16 protein-coding genes and 2 riboswitches are annotated in these 19,122 nt (G+C 63.0%); all 16 genes read left to right on the top strand.

What is annotated here, in order from left to right; translation table 11 throughout:
* The first annotated feature begins 298 nt into the window (after window positions 1-298).
* Window positions 299-580 carry a hypothetical protein gene (locus ARC39_RS11155; protein ID WP_068114382.1) on the top strand — a complete coding sequence of 94 codons (282 nt, stop codon included), beginning with the start codon at window positions 299-301 and terminating at the stop codon, window positions 578-580.
* 123 nt (window positions 581-703) lie between these two features.
* The gene (locus tag ARC39_RS11160) at window positions 704-2,191 is read left to right on the top strand and encodes a DUF1254 domain-containing protein (RefSeq protein ID WP_068114383.1); all 1,488 of its coding nucleotides are present in this window, start codon (window positions 704-706) and stop codon (window positions 2,189-2,191) included.
* A gap of 67 nt (window positions 2,192-2,258) precedes the next feature.
* A complete protein-coding gene (locus ARC39_RS11165) occupies window positions 2,259-3,719 on the top strand; it encodes a DUF1254 domain-containing protein (RefSeq protein WP_068114385.1) in 1,461 nt (486 codons plus the stop codon).
* A 313-nt stretch (window positions 3,720-4,032) separates the two neighbouring features.
* Window positions 4,033-4,254: a hypothetical protein gene (locus ARC39_RS11175; protein ID WP_068114388.1), complete on the top strand. Its 222-nt coding sequence runs from the start codon at window positions 4,033-4,035 to the stop codon at window positions 4,252-4,254.
* 577 nt (window positions 4,255-4,831) lie between these two features.
* Window positions 4,832-6,916 carry a methylmalonyl-CoA mutase family protein gene (locus ARC39_RS11180; protein WP_068114390.1) on the top strand — a complete coding sequence of 695 codons (2,085 nt, stop codon included), beginning with the start codon at window positions 4,832-4,834 and terminating at the stop codon, window positions 6,914-6,916.
* Between the two features lie 2 nt (window positions 6,917-6,918).
* Window positions 6,919-9,120, top strand: a complete 2,202-nt coding sequence (gene scpA / locus ARC39_RS11185; protein WP_068114392.1) for a methylmalonyl-CoA mutase — start codon at window positions 6,919-6,921, stop codon at window positions 9,118-9,120.
* Window positions 9,121-9,223: 103 nt separating this feature from the next.
* Window positions 9,224-10,306, top strand: coding sequence for a methylmalonyl Co-A mutase-associated GTPase MeaB (gene meaB / locus ARC39_RS11190; RefSeq protein ID WP_236545237.1), 1,083 nt, complete (start codon window positions 9,224-9,226; stop codon window positions 10,304-10,306).
* An 82-nt stretch (window positions 10,307-10,388) separates the two neighbouring features.
* Window positions 10,389-10,602, top strand: a riboswitch (cobalamin riboswitch).
* Between the two features lie 103 nt (window positions 10,603-10,705).
* Window positions 10,706-11,152 carry a hypothetical protein gene (locus tag ARC39_RS11195; RefSeq protein WP_068114394.1) on the top strand — a complete coding sequence of 149 codons (447 nt, stop codon included), beginning with the start codon at window positions 10,706-10,708 and terminating at the stop codon, window positions 11,150-11,152.
* On the top strand, window positions 11,103-11,486 hold the full coding sequence (locus ARC39_RS11200) for a hypothetical protein (protein ID WP_068114400.1): 384 nt from the start codon (window positions 11,103-11,105) through the stop codon (window positions 11,484-11,486). The genes ARC39_RS11195 and ARC39_RS11200 overlap by 50 nt, the downstream gene beginning before the upstream one ends.
* A gap of 364 nt (window positions 11,487-11,850) precedes the next feature.
* The gene (locus ARC39_RS11205; RefSeq protein WP_068114485.1) at window positions 11,851-12,903 is read left to right on the top strand and encodes a homocysteine S-methyltransferase family protein; all 1,053 of its coding nucleotides are present in this window, start codon (window positions 11,851-11,853) and stop codon (window positions 12,901-12,903) included.
* Complete coding sequence (gene metH / locus ARC39_RS11210; RefSeq protein WP_068114401.1) at window positions 12,900-15,629, top strand: methionine synthase; 2,730 nt, start codon at window positions 12,900-12,902, stop codon at window positions 15,627-15,629. Before ARC39_RS11205 ends, metH begins: the two co-directional genes overlap by 4 nt.
* A gap of 34 nt (window positions 15,630-15,663) precedes the next feature.
* Window positions 15,664-15,868: riboswitch (cobalamin riboswitch) on the top strand.
* The gene (locus ARC39_RS11215; RefSeq protein ID WP_438273262.1) at window positions 15,865-16,638 is read left to right on the top strand and encodes a tyrosine-type recombinase/integrase; all 774 of its coding nucleotides are present in this window, start codon (window positions 15,865-15,867) and stop codon (window positions 16,636-16,638) included. (Overlaps the previous riboswitch by 4 nt.)
* Window positions 16,631-17,608 carry a hypothetical protein gene (locus tag ARC39_RS11220; RefSeq protein WP_068114404.1) on the top strand — a complete coding sequence of 326 codons (978 nt, stop codon included), beginning with the start codon at window positions 16,631-16,633 and terminating at the stop codon, window positions 17,606-17,608. Before ARC39_RS11215 ends, ARC39_RS11220 begins: the two co-directional genes overlap by 8 nt.
* Window positions 17,609-17,731: 123 nt before the next feature.
* The gene (locus ARC39_RS11225; protein WP_068114405.1) at window positions 17,732-17,914 is read left to right on the top strand and encodes a helix-turn-helix transcriptional regulator; all 183 of its coding nucleotides are present in this window, start codon (window positions 17,732-17,734) and stop codon (window positions 17,912-17,914) included.
* Window positions 17,915-18,035: 121 nt separating this feature from the next.
* Complete coding sequence (locus tag ARC39_RS11230; protein ID WP_068114407.1) at window positions 18,036-18,872, top strand: hypothetical protein; 837 nt, start codon at window positions 18,036-18,038, stop codon at window positions 18,870-18,872.
* Between the two features lie 77 nt (window positions 18,873-18,949).
* The coding region (locus ARC39_RS25285) for a terminase small subunit (protein WP_149866388.1) at window positions 18,950-19,122 on the top strand (173 nt) is incomplete at its 3' end.

Raw genomic sequence — 19,122 nt, forward strand, 5'->3', positions numbered from 1 at the left:
TGCCTGTGAATTTGGCGGAATGTGAATAGCTGGCCGAATTCGCGTGAGGTAGATTTACCCAACGTGAACCGTAGCATTTCTCGCGGTTTTGCGAGTGTTCCGGACAGGTGAGTGGTGTTCCGAACATTGCGGGTCACGTAGGGGGAGGCGACACGGCGAGACGTGTTTTTGATTTTCCCTGTGTCGATGCGGTGGATTGAAGACGGCCTCGACCGGGCTTGCTTCCCCAATTCTTCAACAGGAGGCGGGTGTTTCCTAGACGCCTGCCCCATTGATTGAGACTGGGAGGAAACCAATCATGAAACTCACACGCACACTGGCTGCCACCGCGCTAATTCTGACCGCAGGCGTCGCCGGTGCAGAAACGATGACCACGGTCATCTGCGAAGACATCAAAGTCACGATCGACGAAAAGCAGACTATGGAGATCAAAGAGGCCACCGGTGAAGAGAACTTTGGCCACGACGTTTGCGCGGTCATCGGGGATATCGACACCTCCAACCTGTCCGATCCCATGGACGTCGAGATGACCTTGTCGAATGGCAATGTCTACAATGTGACGCTTCAGGCCGCCGAATAACCGCTTCCCTCGGGCGGTTCCCATCCGCGTTCCCGCGTATCCCCGGGTCATTGGGCGCGCGGGTGGGTCGAATAACGTTCGGATGTCAATCCGGGGGAATTATTCCCTGTGGAGAAATCCCAAATGAACCATGAATTGAAAGATCTTTTCTTAGGCGCGGCTTTCGCCGCATTGGCCTCGGTTGCGCCCCCGTTGATCGCTCAGGAAGGTGCAATTCCACCCCTTATGGAGCAGATCAACGGCGGCAACTGGCTTGACCCGGCTGAGGCGCAGGAACTGGTCGACGCGCTCTACTACCAGCGGGCGATCCATGCCTATTTCCTGATGCAGCCGGCGATGAACGTGATCGGCATGCGCGACGGCTCCGAGGCAGAGTTTGGCGAAGGCTACAACGTCCTGCCGATCTGGAAGGATCGGATGGACAGCCGCACATGGGTGCCAACGCCCAACGCCGACGTGATCTATTCGATGAGCTACCTCGACCTGAAGGAAACCGGACCGCTCGTCGTCGCGGCACCGCCAAACGTGATCGGGATGTTCACGGACTTCTTCCAGCGCACGATCACCGATGTCGGCGCTGTCGGCCCGGACCGGGCGCGCGGCGGCCTCTACCTGATCTTGCCGCCGAATTATGACGGGCCGGTTCCAGGGGGCTACTACGTGGTTCAGTCCCGGACCTACAACGTCTTCCTGTTCTTCCGCACGGTCATGGAAAAGGGCGGTGATGGCCCGGACCCGGCACCGGCGGTGGCTCTGGCCGAGCAGACCCGGATCTACCCGCTTAGCGGCGTCGAGCGCGAGGTGAAGCCGATGGAGTTTCCGAACGCCAGCGGTGTGCGGGTCAACATGATGTACCCGGTCGACACGACCTACTGGGCCAAGCTCAAGGAGTTCGTGGATTACGAACCGCTCTCGGCAATGGACCCCGAGACGCGCGGCGTACTGGCCTCCATCGGCATCATCAAGGGTGAGCCCTTCGAGCCGACGGACAAGCAGCAGGAATTGCTGCAGAAGGCCGTCGAGACGGCGCCGAAAATGATCCTTGCCGGCCGCCAGCTTGGCCGTCCGGACGGACGCAACATGTACTACGAGGACCGGCAATACGAGAACGCCTGGGGCGGCGCCACAGCAGAGTGGTACCGGGACGGCTACATCGACCTCGACCAGCGTGCCTCCTATTTCCAGTTTGCCTATTCGTCGGCACCGGCAATGGTCATGCGGACGCTGGGCGCAGGGTCGAAATACCCCAACACGACCCGCGACGCCGATGGTGACTTCCTGAATGGCTCCAACGCCTACAGGTTGCACCTGCCACCGAACCCGCCGGCAGCGCTCTTCTGGGCCGTGACCGCCTACAACATCACCGACGGGTCAATGCCGGAAACCCCGCAGCTGCTGCCATCAATCAACGGTTTCTACGACGTCGAGACCAACGAGGATGGCTCGATCGATCTCTGGTTCGGGGCCGAGAAACCGGCTGAGGCGCCGGAGTCGAACTGGATCCAGACGGTTGCGGATCGCAACTTCCTCGTCGCATTGCGCCTCTACGGAACCGGCGTGGAGTTTTTCGATCTGACCTGGAAGCCCGACGATCTCGTCAAGGTCGAGTGATGCCGATGATCGCGGCGCAATCCTGCGCCGCGGCTTCTTTTTTCATGACTGACTTGGGAGAACCGACATGCTGAAACACCTGACTGTGACCGCCTCGGCGCTTGCCCTGACGGTAGCAACCTCGCTCTCGGCAGAAACCATCGACACCCGCATCGGCCAGCTCGAATTCACCCATGACTTCGAGAACGGTTACCCGACGACCGAAGCACAGGAAAAACTGTTTAGCGAGATCGACTTCCAGCGCGCCTGCCAGGCCTATCTATGGGCGCTTCCGATCGTGTCCATGGAGCAATGGCGGTGGTCTCACGAGAACGAGTTGGGAGCCGAGAACGGCCAGGCCGTTTATGCCTTGAGCTACACGGACAAGCTCGGCGGGCTCACCTACAACACGACGACGCCCTATGTGCTTCCCTTCATCGATTTAACCGAGGAGCCCTGGATCGTCGAAGTGCCCGCCGCAGAACTCCGGGGCGCGTTCAACGATTTCTGGCAGCTCGGGGTAGCGAAGGTCGAAGGCGGACAGAAGTACATTCTCATTGGGCCGGAACAGGACGTGGAAAGGGACGACGTGCTGGAGGCAGCCTACTGGGGCTTCCGTGTGATCAGCTTCAATACCAACAACGTTCTCCCCGGCATCCGCCTGATGGCGGACGACGACGAAACCCGCCAGGCCATCCTCGAAAACCTGAAGATCTATCCATTCTCAGAGCGACACGATCCCAAGCCACGGGGCTACCTGCTTCCAGAAGGCAAGAAGTACGAAGCCTGGCAACCACGTGGAATTGCGTATTGGGAACGCCTCGCCGACATCATCAACCGCGAACCCGTTCAGGAGCGTGACCGGTTCTTCATGGCAATGCTGAAGCCGCTGGGGATCGAGAAGGGAAAACCCTTCGAACCCGATGAGCGCCAGCGGCAGATCCTCGAAGAAGCGGCGCTTGTCGGCGAAGCCATGGCGAAAGCCAACGACTTCAACAAGGAGCGACTGGAGGACGCGATCTACGTGGACGGCTCGATGTGGGAATTCGCCACGGTGTCCCACCCCAGCCAGCGACGCGAGCACTATGACGATTTGGATGCCCGCGCGGCGTGGTTCTACGAGGCGGTCACCAACGATCCACGGATGCATGCTCAACGTTACGGCGGGGAGGGTCAGATCTACATGGCCACCTACCGCGACGCCGATCGCGACTGGCTGGACGGAGGAATGAACTACACGCTCCACGTTCCGCCCGACGCACCGGCCGAGGCCTTCTGGTCGATGACCGTATATGACGTGGCCACCCGTGCCATAACGGTGAACAACACGCAGCTGGCCGACCGTTCCTCGAAAATGGATCTACACGTCAACGACGACGGTTCGGTCGATCTCTATATCGGGCCGGACAAGCCGGAAGGCGACCTGGAGAGGAACTGGATCGAAACTTTGCCCGGCAAAGGGTGGTTCCCCTATTTCCGGTTCTACTCTCCGAAACAGGCGTTCCTCGACAGGACATGGGTTCTGCCGGACATCGAGAAAGCGAAATGAGATAGCTGGCCGCGGTGGAAACGGGCGTCGGCGATCTCAATATCTCTGCCGCCTACCTGTTCGACACCGGCAATCCGCGGTCAGCTTCGGCATCGCTCCACAGGTCATGGCCCACAGCTGAGGAAGGCACGCTCGGTTCGGGCAAATGGTCGCTCGGTCTGGCCAACGTCTTGGTCAACGGTACCATTCCGAATGGGGCGTCTTCGCCGGGGTGAACTTCCAGTTCTGTGGGGCGGTGGCGAAATCGCGATTGAAGCCACTTGGGGGGGGACAATTGAACGGCGCCCGGAGTACCAGCATTCGGACTGATGGCTTGGCGGCTCTCCTGAAGAAGTTCGACACCGACAATGCCCGCCTTGTGCACCTCTTCGCAACCGACACGTACTTCCGCGATCTCTGCGAGGACTACGGTGCGGCGCTGGCGTCGCTGCAGGCTTGGTTGGGCAGACCCGACTTCGCACACCAGTTTCGCTGCATGGCTGACGAGGTGGAGATGGAGGTCGAAGGCATTTTGCGGACGCCAACACACAAGTGAAGACGTCGTACAGGTGGCGCGCGCGGGCCAGGAGCTTCGCCGTCGAAACGCCGCCTCGCTGTTGATCCAGCCCCGCGGATCGCGACGCTCCTCTGGCCGGGAAGCACATGCAACCGGGCCGGACCGCTGCCACGCGATCAGAACCGACCAACGCGATGCGGAACAGAACCCAGGGTTCATCACTTCAGAAACCTCCGCGTGTCGGCTCCCGTCTGCTTCTTGCGGTAGACGAAGAACAGGTCCGCCGTTTGCCCCCGTTGCAGGGTTTTGTATCCGCAAGACGGGGTGAACCCAAACCGTGCCGAAACCGGAGCCGCGGGACAGCTTCGTCAGGCCGCCTATATCGTTGTCCTTTGGGATTCTGCTCGCTGTCCGTCGAAACTGGAATTGTGGTTGGGTGGACAACCGGCGCGTCAAGAAGACCTGCATTGCGCTGAGAGCGGATGCGGCGCGATACCGCGTAGACCTTTGATGCGCACGGACATAACCGGCAGCAGAAGCGATGCATCGAGGTCTCCGGGCGATTGTCTGCGCGACAACGACACGAGACCCAAACCCCAACGATGCCGGAGAGACCATGACCGACAAACCGCTCCGATTCACCGATGACTTCCCTGTTCCGTCCCGCGAAGAGTGGGTGGCGGAAGTGGAAAGGGTCCTCAAGGGCGCTCCTTTTGACAAGAAGATGTCCACGCGGACGTACGAAGGCGTGACCCTTCGCCCGATCTACACCCAGGAAGACTGGGCGCCCCAGGGCGATCCTTCCGGCTTCCCGGGCACCATGCCTCTCACACGTGCCGGACATGCCTCCGGGAACAGGACAGGCAATTGGGATGTTCGGCAGCGCTTTACATTCCCAGACGCGGCAAAGTGCAACGATATCATCCTAAATGACCTGACACGCGGCGTGACCTCCGTTCACATCGTGCTCGACGCGGCTTCGCGGGCCGGGCTCGACCCTGACCATGCAGCGGCCGAGGCGCTGGTGGGTGTGGAGGGGATCTCCGTCGCCACGCTGGACGATCTCGACCGGCTGCTGACCGGGGTGCTGCCCGAGTTGCTCACGATCTCGCTCGACGCGGGGCCGCAGTTCGTTGCCGCCGCCGGCCTACTCGATGCGTTGTGGCGCCGCCGCGGCGTTGGGCCGGAGGCTGCCAGGGGCGCGTTCAATGCCGACCCGCTCGGCGTTCTGGCCGGCACCGGCAGCCTGCCGGTGACACCGGAGGTGGCTCTGGAGCAGATGGCCGATCTGGCGGTCTACACCTCCAAGGCCTGGCCGCTCGCCACGTCCGTGGCCGTTGACACCTCGCCCTATCACGAGGCCGGCGCGAACGAGAGCCAGGACCTTGCGATCTCCATGTCAACGGCACTCACCTATCTCAAGGCGATGGCCGACGCGGGGCTTTCCATCGACGATGCCGCCCGGCAGATCCTCTTCACCTATCCGGTCACCTGCGACCAGTTCCTCGGCATCGCCAAGCTGCGCGCGGCGCGCAAGCTCTGGGCGCGTGTAACGGAGGCCTGCGGTGTTTCCGAGGACGCCCGCGCGATGCGGCTGGATGCGGTCTCTGCCCGGCGGATGTTCACCAAGCGCGACCCTTGGGTGAACATGCTGCGCACGACGGTCTCCTGCTTTGCCTCCGCCATTGGCGGCGCGGATTCCATCACCGTCTGGCCCTTCGACGCGGCCATCGGCCATTCCGACGAGCTGGGCCGGCGCATCGCCCGCAATACGCAGGTGATCCTCGCCGAGGAATCGAACCTCGCCAAGGTGATCGATCCGGGCGGGGGCTCCTGGTATGTCGAGGCCCGCACCGACGAGCTGGCCGAGGCCGCCTGGGCCGAGTTCCAGGCCATCGAGGCCGCGGGCGGCATTCTCACCGGCATCAAGGACGGCTCCATCGCCGAAAAGATCGCCGCCTCCTGGGCCGAACGCGAAAAAGCGCTGGCCAAGCGGAAGGACCCGATCACCGGCGTCAGCGAATTCCCCAATGTGCTGGAAGAGTCGGTCGAAGGCGAGCTGCCCGACCTGCCCGCGATCCGCAGCGCCGCCGCCGCGCGCGTGGCCGCTGGCCGCAAGGGCGCTGAACTCGTGAGCGCGGTGGAAGACGCCGAAAGCGCGGCGGCCGCGGCCGCGGCCGGGGCCACCATCGGCCAGATTGCCGGCGCGCTGGCCGGCGAGGCCACCGAAATCACGCCGCTGCCGAGCCACCGGCTTGCCGAACGGTTCGAGGAACTCCGCGACGCGGCCGACACCTACAAGGACAAGACAGGCGCGAGGCCAACGATCTTCCTGGCCAATCTTGCCGCCGTTGCCAAGCACACGGCGCGGGCGACATTCGCCAAGAACTTCTTCGAGGTCGCCGGCATCGAGGCCATCGGCAATACCGGTTTCATGGATGCCGAGAGTTGCGCCGACGGCTTCAAGGAAAGCGGCTCCCGCATCGCCATCCTCTGCTCGGCCGACCCGGTCTATGAGGAAATGGCCGAAGGCGTGGCCAGGGCTCTGAAAGCCGCCGGTTGTGACTACATCTTCCTCGCCGGGGCACCGGGCGAGAAGAAGGAGGCCTATCAGGCCGCCGGTATCGACGACTTCATCTTCATGGGTGCGGATGTGCTTTCGATGACCCGCGCAACCCTGACCCGCCTCGGAGTGCTCTGATCATGGCAAGCTTCCCCGACTTTTCCCAGGTCCCGCTGCAATCCGATGTGAAATCCTCCGGCGGGTACGCCGACTGGGCCGGCGCCTTCGAAGCCCAGACCGGCAAGGTTCCCGAAAACTGCATCTGGGAGACCCCGGAGCAGATTGGCGTCAAGCCGCTCTACACCGCGTCCGACCTTGAGGGCATTGACCACCTGCAGACCCTGGCCGGCATGCCGCCCTATCTGCGGGGGCCCTATTCGACCATGTATGTCACCCGGCCATGGACGGTCCGGCAATATGCCGGCTTCTCCACGGCCAAGGATTCCAACGCCTTCTACCGCCGCAACCTTGCCGCCGGTCAGAAGGGCCTGTCAGTGGCCTTCGACCTCGCCACCCACCGGGGCTACGATTCCGACAATCCCCGGGTGGCCGGTGACGTGGGCATGGCCGGCGTTGCCATCGACTCGATCCTCGACATGCGGGTGCTGTTCGACTCGATCCCGCTCGACCAGATGTCGGTCTCGATGACGATGAACGGCGCGGTGCTGCCGGTGCTGGCCCTCTATATCGTCGCCGCCGAAGAACAGGGCGTGAAGCACGAGCAACTCGCCGGGACCATCCAGAACGACATCCTCAAGGAGTTCATGGTCCGCAACACCTATATCTACCCGCCGACCCCGTCGATCCGGATCATTTCCGACATTTTCGCGTTCACGTCGCAGAACATGCCGAAATTCAACTCGATCTCGATCTCCGGCTACCACATGCAGGAAGCCGGGGCGACCGCGGACCTGGAGATGGCCTATACGCTGGCCGACGGTGTCGAATATGCCCGCTGCGGTCTGCAGGCGGGGCTCACCATCGACCAATTCGCTCCGCGGCTCTCTTTCTTCTGGGCGATCGGCATGAACTTCTACATGGAAGTGGCCAAGATGCGTGCCGCCCGGATGCTCTGGGCCAAGCTCATCAAGCAGTTCGATCCGCAGAACAAGAAGTCGATGGCGCTGCGCACCCATTCGCAGACCTCCGGCTGGTCGCTCACCGCGCAGGACGTCTACAACAACGTGGTGCGGACCTGTGTCGAGGCCATGGGCGCCACGCAGGGCCACACTCAGTCGCTGCACACCAACGCGCTCGACGAGGCGCTGGCGCTGCCCACCGACTTCTCCGCCCGGATCGCGCGCAACACCCAGCTCTTCCTGCAACAGGAAAGCGGCACGACCAATGTGATCGACCCCTGGGCCGGCTCCTACTATGTCGAGCGGCTGACCCGGCAGCTGGCCGAGAAGGCCTGGGGCCATATCCAGGAAGTCGAGCAATCCGGCGGGATGACCAAGGCCATCGAGGCCGGCATTCCGAAGCTGCGCATCGAAGAGGCCGCCGCGCGGACGCAAGCCCGGATCGACTCCGGCCGGCAAACCGTGGTGGGCGTCAACAAGTACCTGTTGACCGAGAAAGAGGATGTCACCGTCCTCAAGGTCGACAACGCCCAGGTGCGCGCCCAGCAGATCGCCCAGCTGGAGCAGCTGCGCAGGGAGCGCGACCATCACGAGGTCGAGCAGCGGCTGAACGCGCTGACCAATGCCGCAGCGAGCGGCGAAGGCAACCTGCTGCAGCTTGCCGTCGAGGCGGCTCGCGCCAAATGTTCTGTGGGCGAGATCAGCGACGCGCTGGAGAAGGTCTATGATCGCCACAAAGCGGAGATCCGTGCGATCTCTGGCGTCTACAGCGGCGAGGTTGGGGAGGCATCCGACGTGGTCAACACTGTGCATAAAATGGTCGATGTCTTCGAGGAGAACGACGGACGCCGCCCGCGGATCCTGATCGCCAAGATGGGCCAGGACGGGCACGACCGTGGCCAGAAGGTGATTGCGTCGGCCTTCGCCGATCTCGGCTTCGACGTCGATATCGGACCGCTTTTCCAGACGCCCGAGGAGGCCGCACGCCAGGCCGTCGAGAATGACGTCCATGTGGTGGGCGCCAGCTCGCTCGCGGCCGGGCACCTGACGCTGATCCCCGAGTTGAAGCGGGAACTGACCAAGCTTGGCCGAGAAGACATCCTTATTGTCGCCGGCGGCGTGATCCCACCTCAGGATTACGAGGAACTCTATGCCGCCGGAGCCGAGGCCATCTACCCGCCGGGCACGGTGATCAGCAAGGCCGCGATCAGCCTGATCGAATCCCTCAACAGAAAGCTGGGATACGAGAGCGAAGCCGCGTAGACCGTCCTGAATACGGGCGGGAGGGCGTGAGTTCCGCCCTCATTCTGCTGTCGCGCCGAACTGGCTGGCGCGCATGCAATACACAGATCGGCGGAGAGATCGCATGGCGGCAAGTGACGACCCGTACAAGATGGACAACATCTTCGAGGAGCCGGCATCGTATGTTCCCGCAGCACCGGCGCCCAGGAAAATCGTCGGACGCCCCGGCGTGGATGAACTGGCTGAGGGTGTGATTGCCGGTGACCGCTCGATGCTTGGCCGCGCGATCACGCTGATCGAGAGCCGCAATCCGAAACACCAGAAACAGGCCGCAGAGCTGAGCCTGAAGCTGCTGCCACATGCCGGCAAATCCTATCGCATCGGCATCACCGGTGTGCCGGGCGTGGGCAAGAGCACGTTCATCGAGGCCTTCGGCTGCAATCTGATCGAGGCTGGCAAGAAGGTTGCCGTGCTCGCGGTCGACCCGACCAGCCCGATAACCGGCGGCTCGATCCTCGGCGACAAAACCCGCATGGCGCGGCTCGGCGTGCAGGACAATGCCTTCATCCGCCCCTCTCCCTCGGGCGGCTCGCTGGGCGGCGTCACCCGAACCACGCGGCAGACACTGATCGCCTGCGAGGCGGCGGGCTTCGACGTGGTGCTGGTGGAGACGGTGGGCGCAGGACAGTCGGAAGTGGCGGTCTCCGACATGACCGATTTCTTCCTCGTGCTGATGCTGCCCGGCGCCGGCGACGAGTTGCAGGGGATCAAGAAGGGCGTTCTTGAGATCGCCGACATGATCGTTGTCAACAAGGCCGATGCCGACAACGAGATCCGCGCCAAACAGGCAGCGGTCCATTACCGCAACGCGCTCCATATCATGCAGCAGCGCAGCCCCAACTGGCAGCCGCCGGTGGAGATGTGCAGCGCGCTGAAGAACATCGGCATGGATGACATCTGGGCCCGGCTGGAAGAGTATCGCACCACGCTCACCGCCACAGGCGAGTTCCAGGAGAAGCGGCAAGGTCAGCGCTGGAAGGCCGTCTGGAGTGCGCTGCAGGATCGCTTGATGACGGACCTTCGGAGCCACCCCGATGTGGTCGCTGAGCTGCCTCGGATCAGCGAGGCGCTGAAGACGGGCGATCTGACGGTAACGCTGGCGACGGACGAAATCCTGAGCCTGTTCCAAGGCCCGGGCAAGGACTGAGGCAGAACGCCGCCCGCGCGAAAAACCCGTGTTTCTGACGCTCAGGAACGACCGGCGGAACTGGACAGTCGGTCCAGCCTGCTGGTATCCAAACTCTGATGGTGCCCCGAAAGGGGATGAAAAGGGAACGCGGTGCGGTACTGCATCAGGTGCCAATCCCGCGACTGCCCCCGCAACTGTGAGCGGAGAGCGACCCGAGCGACCCACTGGCCGAAGGCGAAAAACCAAGCGGCCGGGAAGGATCGGGAAAGCTGCGACCCGCGAGTCAGGAGACCTGCCATCCTGTGATCAACTCAACCCGGGCGGGGTGCCCCGGCAGGAGACGGATATGCATGAACCGGCCCCAGCCGCATCGACAGACCGCTTCCCGGCCCACCCCGCGACAGCGCGGAGGGCGCAATGTCGAGCAGCAATATCATCCCATTCCGATCCACGAGCCCGGCGCAGACCGGCCTCCGCACGGATATATCGGGCGCGGACAGCATCCTTTTCGTCTGCAGTTCCGATGTCCTGAATTCCGCCGCCTTCCGGCGGCTGGAAACCATCTGTGCCGAGGCGACACGGCTGCCGCATCTGCTGATCCGCCTCGAAGAGGGCGGTGCGAGCCTATATGACGCGCTCGATGCACTCCGAAGCGCCGCCGGTCGGCGCATCCGCGTCCAACCCATCGGCCTGCCCCTTACCGACACCCTACGCTCGTGGCTGCGAGGCGTTGCGCGCGAGTGGTCGAGCTGGACAGAGAACCACGATGCGGAGATCCTGTTCGGCCCCGGACCCCGTGCAGGTAGAAGCGGGGATGGAATTCCTGCTGCGCCGGGTTTTGTCGCTGCCGGGCAACCCGGTTGAACCCGCCGCGCCCGTGCCGGAACCGCAAGCGACGTCCGCGCGCCCCGAATTCACCATTCACGTTATCGTCTTCAACGGCGCCCGTCCGGTTTTCCACGGGGCGCCCAACCTCGCACACATGATCAAGGCCGAATGCGCGCTTGCCGGGATCACCGAGCGCTGTCTGATCACGACGAGCGACGGCCCGTCGCCCTGCCATCCGCAACCCGTTGCCGCGGTCTATCCCCGCGGTGACTGGTATTCCATTCCGGATCGCCGGGCGGCCAGACGCCTAGTGAGCGAGGTTCTCTGCGACAGTCAGCCTCTGCCCAAGTTCCACCTGAACGCGCTGTAGGTTTCCAACCGTCGGGGTTTCCGTGAAAGCTGTCATGAATTCGGCAGTTTCGACGTTGATGGTGATAGCCGGCCGGTATTCGGCCGATCGTGAAATAGGGGAACATGGTGCGGTGTCGCCATCAGGCGCCAATCCCGTGACTGCCTCCGCAACCGGGAGCGGGGCGCGGCCCGCGCGGTGTTCTGCGACCTCCTCCTGGCATCGCTGCAAGTGTCGCCGGAGCCACTGACGCGCTCGCTTCCTGCTGGAATTGGCGGGATGAACTTGCGCGCAATTCATAATTATCTGGAGAAACATTCGTTTCAGCTCATGATCAAGATCCGCTATGGTGCCGGCTCGAAAAGCCGCCCGGACCCTGACGCCCATGTTGAACTTCTCCCTACCCGAAGCTCCCTGCCTCGCGACGCTGCGCGCCCTCGCGGCCGAGCGGATCCTCATCCTCGACGGAGCGATGGGGACGATGATCCAGACGTTGCAGATGACCGAAGAGGATTTCACCGGTCAGGGACATATCCATGGCCCCGGTTGTCAGCATCACTACGACCCCGATCATCCGCAGAAGGGCAACAACGACCTGCTGGTTCTGACGCAGCCGAAGGCGGTGGAGGACATCCAGTTCCAGTTTGCCATGGCCGGCGCGGATATCCTTGAGACGAACACATTCTCCTCGACGTCGATCGCGCAGGCCGACTACGGGCTTGAGGCCGCGGTGCACGACCTGAACGTCGCGGGGGCGCAGGTTGCACGGCGTGCCGCCGACCGGGCACAGGCGGAGGATGGCCGTCCGCGTTTCGTTGCCGGGGCCGTGGGGCCGACCAACCGCACCGCCTCGATCAGTCCGGATGTGAACGACCCCGGCTTTCGCGCTGTCACCTTCGACGACCTGCGCACCGCTTATGGCGAGCAGATCGACGGCCTGATTGCAGGCGGCTCCGATCTGATACTCATCGAGACGATCTTTGACACGCTGAACGCCAAGGCGGCGATCTTCGCCGCTTTCGAGAGCTTCGCAAAGGCGGGACGCCGTCTGCCGATCATGATTTCCGGCACCATTACCGATGCCTCGGGGCGCACCTTGTCGGGCCAGACGCCCACGGCTTTCTGGCACTCGGTGTCTCATGCCCGCCCCTTCACAGTGGGGTTGAACTGCGCGCTCGGCGCCGCGGCGATGCGCCCGCACATGGCCGAGATTGCCGGCGTGGCGACGTCTCTCACCTGCGCCTATCCCAACGCCGGTCTGCCCAACGCCTTCGGCGCATATGACGAAACACCAGACCAGACCGCCGCGCAGGTCGCCGACTTCGCGCGCGATGGAATCGTCAATGTCGTCGGTGGCTGCTGTGGCACGACCCCTGACCACATCCGCGCCATTGCCGACGCCGTGGCCGCAATTGCCCCCCGGAAACTGCCTTCATGACCCGTTATCTCCGTCTCTCGGGCCTCGAGCCTTTTGTGCTGACACCCGATATTCCCTTCGTGAACGTGGGCGAACGCACCAACGTCACCGGGTCTGCCCGGTTCCGCAAGCTGATCGTGAACCGGGACTACGCCGCCGCGCTCGAAGTTGCCCGCAGTCAGGTCGAGAACGGCGCGCAGATCATTGACGTGAACATGGACGAGGGGCTGATCGACTCGAAAGCCGCGATGGTCGAGTTCCTGAATCTCGTCGCCTCCGAGCCCGACATCGCCCGCGTGCCGATCATGATCGACAGCTCCAAGTGGGAGGTGATCGAGGCGGGCCTGCAATGCGTGCAAGGCAAGCCGGTGGTGAACTCCATCAGCCTGAAGGAAGGCGAGGAAGCATTCCGCCATCACGCCGCGCTGTGTCTGGCCTATGGCGCAGCGGTGGTGGTCATGGCCTTTGACGAGACCGGACAGGCCGACACGTTCGAGCGCAAGACCGAGATCTGCGCCCGCGCCTACCGGATCCTCGTGGACGAGATGGGTTTCCCGCCCGAGGACATCATCTTCGACCCCAACATTTTCGCCGTGGCAACGGGGATCGAAGCGCACGACAATTACGGCGTCGACTTCATCGAGGCAACGCGCTGGATCCGGACGAACCTGCCGCATGCCCATGTCTCGGGCGGCGTGTCGAACCTAAGCTTCAGCTTCCGCGGCAACGAAGCCGTTCGCGAGGCGATGCATGCCGTGTTCCTCTTCCATGCCATCCAGGCCGGGATGGACATGGGCATCGTCAATGCCGGGCAGCTTGCCGTCTACGACCAGATCGACCCCGAGTTGCGCGAGGCCTGCGAGGATGTCGTCCTCAATCGCGAACCAGAAGCGGGCGGCACCGCGACCGAGCGGATGCTGGAGGTCGCCGAACGGTTCCATGGCGGCGCGCGCGAGGAAAAGGTGCGCGACATGGCCTGGCGCGACTGGCCAGTGGAAAAGCGGCTGGAGCACGCACTCGTCAACGGCATCACCGAATTCATCGAAGAGGATACCGAGGCCGCGCGCCTGGCCGCCGAGCGCCCGCTGCATGTCATCGAAGGGCCGCTGATGGCGGGGATGAACGTCGTGGGCGACCTCTTCGGCGCAGGCAAGATGTTCCTGCCGCAGGTGGTGAAATCCGCGCGCGTGATGAAACAGGCTGTCGCGGTGCTCCTGCCCTACATGGAGGAGGAGAAGCGCCGCAACGGTGGCGACGGGCGGCAAGCGGCTGGCAAGATCCTCATGGCCACCGTCAAGGGCGACGTACATGACATCGGCAAGAACATCGTGGGTGTCGTTCTGGCCTGCAACAATTACGAGATCGTCGACCTTGGCGTGATGGTGCCGCCGCAGAAGATCCTGCAGGTTGCGCGGGAAGAACAGGTGGACGTGATCGGGCTTTCGGGCCTGATCACCCCCAGCCTCGACGAGATGGTGCATCTCTCCACCGAAATGGAGCGCGAGGGCTTCGACATTCCGCTCCTGATCGGCGGTGCGACCACCTCAAGGGTGCATACCGCCGTCAAGATCGCACCGCGTTACACCAATGGACAGACGGTCCATGTGACCGATGCAAGCCGCGCCGTTGGGGTAGTCGGTGCGCTGCTGAATCCCGCGCAGAAGGCCGAATACGTCGCGGGTATCCGTGCCGAATACGCAGACGTGGCCGAGAAGCACGAACGCGGCGAGCGCGCGAAGAACCGCCTGCCCCTGGCGGCGGCACGCGCCAATGCCCTAAGGCTGGACTGGGATGCCTACACGCCCCCGGCGCCGTCCTTCACGGGCACGCGCGTTCTGCCCGATTGGGATCTGGCAGAGATCGCCCGCTACATCGACTGGACGCCTTTCTTCCAGACCTGGGAAATGCGGGGCGTCTATCCCAAGATCCTTGAGGATGAGAAGCAGGGCACGGCTGCACGCGCGCTCTTCGACGATGCGCAGGAGATGCTCTGCCGGATCGTGGAGGAGCGCTGGTTCACACCGCGCGCGGTGGTCGGGTTCTGGCCGGCCAATGCTGTGGGAGAAGATATTCGCCTGTTCGCCGATGACGATCGCGACGAAACGCTTGCTACCCTGCACACCCTGCGCCAGCAGACCGCCAAGCGCGGCGGCCGGCCCAATGTGGCGCTGTCGGACTTCATCGCGCCGGAAGGGCGCGGGGCGGATCATGTCGGCGGTTTCGTTGTCACGGCGGGCCCGGAGGAGGCGGACATCGCCGAGCGGCTCGACCGGGCGAATGACAATTACGGGGCGATCATGGTCAAGGCACTGGCCGACCGCATTGCCGAGGCGATGGCCGAGATGCTGCACGAACGGGTGCGCCGCGAGTTCTGGGGATATGCGTCGGGCGAGGCTTTCGAGCCGCAGGACCTGATCGGGGAGCCCTACGCAGGCATCCGCCCCGCGCCGGGCTATCCGGCACAGCCGGACCACACGGAGAAACAGACGCTCTTCCGACTCCTCGACGCTGAGGCCGCGACCGGCGTGAGGCTGACCGAAAGCATGGCGATGTGGCCTGGGTCCTCTGTTTCCGGCCTCTATATCGGGCATCCGGACAGCTATTACTTCGGCGTCGGAAAAGTCGAGCGCGACCAGGTGGCGGACTATGCCCGTCGCAAGGGGATGGATGTGGATGCGGCGGAACGCTGGCTCGCGCCGATCCTCAACTACGTCCCGACCACCGTGGCGACATCGGCCGCCGCCTGACCGCACAGTATATTGACGACCCGTGCGACCTGATACCTACGGATAGTGCCATGGCTCCCAAGGGCGACGCGGGGAGCAACAGAGGGAAGCCGGAGTGGACCGTAATGGTCCAATCCCTGCGCTGCTCCCTCAACTGCGAACGGCGCGCGACGCTGAAACGCCACTGGGCAAACCGCCCGGGAAGGCCAGACGAGCATCGACCCGCGAGCCAGGAGACCTGCCGTGGGAGCGTCCCGTGTCCCAGATCGACCAGATGGACATTCGCGACACGCTCGCGCCGCTCTGGCACACCAAGGCCGATACCGCGAGGAAGGCGCTCAACCGGCTCGGGATCTGCATGAAGCATGCCGCAGCTCTCGGGCTCGACGTGGATCTGCAGGCGACGGAAAAGGCGAAGGCCCTACTGGGTAGGAGCCGTCACGCAACGAAGAACATCCCGGCGATGGACTGGCGGGACGTGCCGGACTTCTACGCCAGCCTGGAAGAGCCGACCGTCACGCATCTGGCCTTGCGCTTGTTGATCCTGACCGGGCTCCGATCGGCACCAGTCCGCTTCCTTCGCGAGGAGCACGTAGACCAGGATACCCTGACTGTCCCGGCCGACCTGATGAAGGGCCGCATTGGGGCAGTATCCGACTTCCGAGTTCCCCTTTCGGTCGAGGCGCAGCGCGTGATCGGGCTCGCGATACCATTCGCACGTAACGGATTCCTGTTCCCGAGCGTCCGCAAAGGTGTCATCAGCGATGCCACAATGAGCCGCCTAATGGAGCGGCGCGGCATGGCGGAAAGGCCCCACGGTTTTCGTTCGTCCCTGCGAACCTGGCTGGCGGAAGCGACGGATGCACCACACGAGGTTGCCGAAACCACACTGGGCCATGTCGTCGGCGGATCAGTCGAGCGCGCCTATCGCCGCAAGGACTACCTGGAGCAGCGCCGGGCACTGTTGGAGCGGTGGGCGGGCCATGTGACCGGCGGTGATGGTCAGGTGGTGAGACTGGCAAATGCATAGGCTCGAGACCTTCTCGTCAAAGGAATGGCTGGAACACATCAGGAATGCCAAGCCCGACACGCGTGAAGACATTTCCAAGAACGTTGGCGGGTGGAGCCTCCTGTGGAACCAAATCGAGGATTGGTGGGAACGGTGGGCAACGGAACACCCAGATGAGCCGGCACCTCTGCGTGCGCTACTCTCCGCCCTGAGGGAAGGTGTTCCGAAGATCAGGATCGAGAATGGCATGGAACGCGGCGAGCGCCACCTAAAGTGGAGCTACCCGCCGGAAATTTGGCCTGGGCATGATGAGCGCTGGCGACGAGGCGCAATAATACTGCAACTTGGTGAGTTGGTGGCTGAGGTCGACGGAGAGCCGCCAACGGCGGGCGAGGAATGGGTGGGCGAGCGCGAGCACATCGAGAGCTATCTCGTCGAGTTTGTTGGTCCCAATGAAGCTGCGAAAGGGGTCAAGAAGCAGGGTCCCGAAGAGATGTCGCGGGAAGACCACGCAGGAAAAGCACTCGAACACCTTGCGTCGCTCGACATAGCGACCGCGTACGCATGTGCCGAAATGGACGCCGAAGAGGACCGGGATTGGCTCAAGGAGACCGTCGCGGACGTTGCTCGCATCGCCTTCTATGCCGGTCGCCACACGCAGGCTGCGTGGGGAAAGGAGTTCGAACCGCTCGCGGCAACTCGCGAAATCTCTCTCCATGCATGGGCAATAGGAAACGAAGGTCGGGCGAAAAGCAACAAGAGGACAGCAGCGTTGGCCGCGGCGCAGCGAGAACATGCGGAGAAAGTCATTGCGCTTGCCACTCGTGAAATGACGGACAGCGCACGTGCGGACTTCATCCTGACACACTGGAGTAAGGTTGGGACGGCAGGCGAAAGGCCTCCACCGTTTGAGAAGAAGAAGACTATTCAAAATTGGCTCTCCACGCGGAAAAAAGCGTCCCACCCCGTTGGTGGCCGGGAAACGAAATAATTTAGCCTCATTCGGGCGCGGGCGATCTCGCCCGCCCTAAATTGGAGGCACGTATGCAAAAAAAACTTTGCGGGGAATCACGCAACGGTCGGCATTGGGTGCAATGCCGTTGTGGCGCCTGAAATGGATCCGCTCATCCGAGATGTGGAGGGCGCCGCAATCTTGAGCATTTCAAAAGCGACGTGGTGGCGCCGCGTGGCGGATGGAACCCTTCCCAAACCTCTGAAAATTGGGGGCATGTCGCGCTGGCGCCGCTCAGATGCGCTGGCCGTGCTCGCGCGCGTCGAAGAGGATCGCGTCGCCTGAAGGTCGAAATCCCCACCTCCTGCCGGCGGCAGTGATCCAAATTGGAGGGCAAAATGATTAGGCAGAAATTGCGCTGGCCGACGCCAGGGGAGCCGACCTCCCGCGAGCGGGGAGTTCGGCCGTGACGGGTAATGGGTGGATTTCCGCGTACCGCGCTATTTGGGATCACTCACTATTCCAGGGGGACGCGGAGCGCGTCGGCGTTTGGCTGTGGATGCTAATGCGCGCAACGTGGCGCGAGCGGAGATTTAAGTCCGGCGGCGAAATTTTTAACCTCCAACGCGGCCAGGTTTGTGTCTCGCAGTCGCAGATTTGCCAGGCGACGGGAGTTTCGCGAAAGCGTTTAAGGACGCTTCTGAGGGATCTCGAAGCTGACGGCGCAATCGTCATCGAACCGGCCAACGGCTCTGCCAAGGGCCGGAGCATCATAACCATCGTGAATTACAGAGAATATCAGGGCGGCGAGAGCGGCGAGGGCCAAGCGGGGGCCAAAGCAGCGCCAACAAATAAAAGAAATAAGAATTCCTCTTCGGAAGAAGAGGGCGCCACCCGCGTAGTTTCGTTTGCTGTCTCGAAAATCCTTTTCGACGTCGTGGCGCCAGGCCTCGTGGCCGCCGGAACGCCGGAAGCCAGCGCGCGATCTATGATAGGAAAATGGAGGAAGGATGGGCGCACTGACGCCGAAATCCTTGCTGCATTCGAGACCGCGCAGAAATCCGGGGCCGCGCAACCGTTGGCGTACATGTCCGCGATCCTATGCGGTGGGAAATCGCAAGATCGGGTCGGAGCAAAGGCGGCTGGGAAGGTTGAACGAGTCGACTCCGACAAGATGACGATCGAGGCGATCCGAGACGGCAAACGTTATTTACTATCACGGGTGACCGCCGCCAAGGCGCGGCGCTTGATCGCCGAGGATCGGGTCACCGAGGAGCAGTGCCGAACGGTGGGCCTTATATGACAGGTAGTACTCGACAGTCGCCCGACCTCGGATCAACGACGAACAACCGGAACCCAACAGATCACAGGAGGCACACCATGAAACTCACCGCCAAGCAGCAGCGGTTCGTCGAGGAGTACCTCACCGACCTCAACGCCACGCAAGCAGCGATCCGTGCCGGATACAGCCAGCAGACCGCGAGCGAGGTGGGTTACGAGAACCTCAGAGAACCTCAGAAAACCTCAGATTTCGGCGGCCATTTCGGCGGCGC

The organism is Tropicimonas marinistellae (assembly GCF_001509585.1).
Taxonomy (GTDB): Bacteria; Pseudomonadota; Alphaproteobacteria; order Rhodobacterales; family Rhodobacteraceae; genus Tropicimonas; species Tropicimonas marinistellae.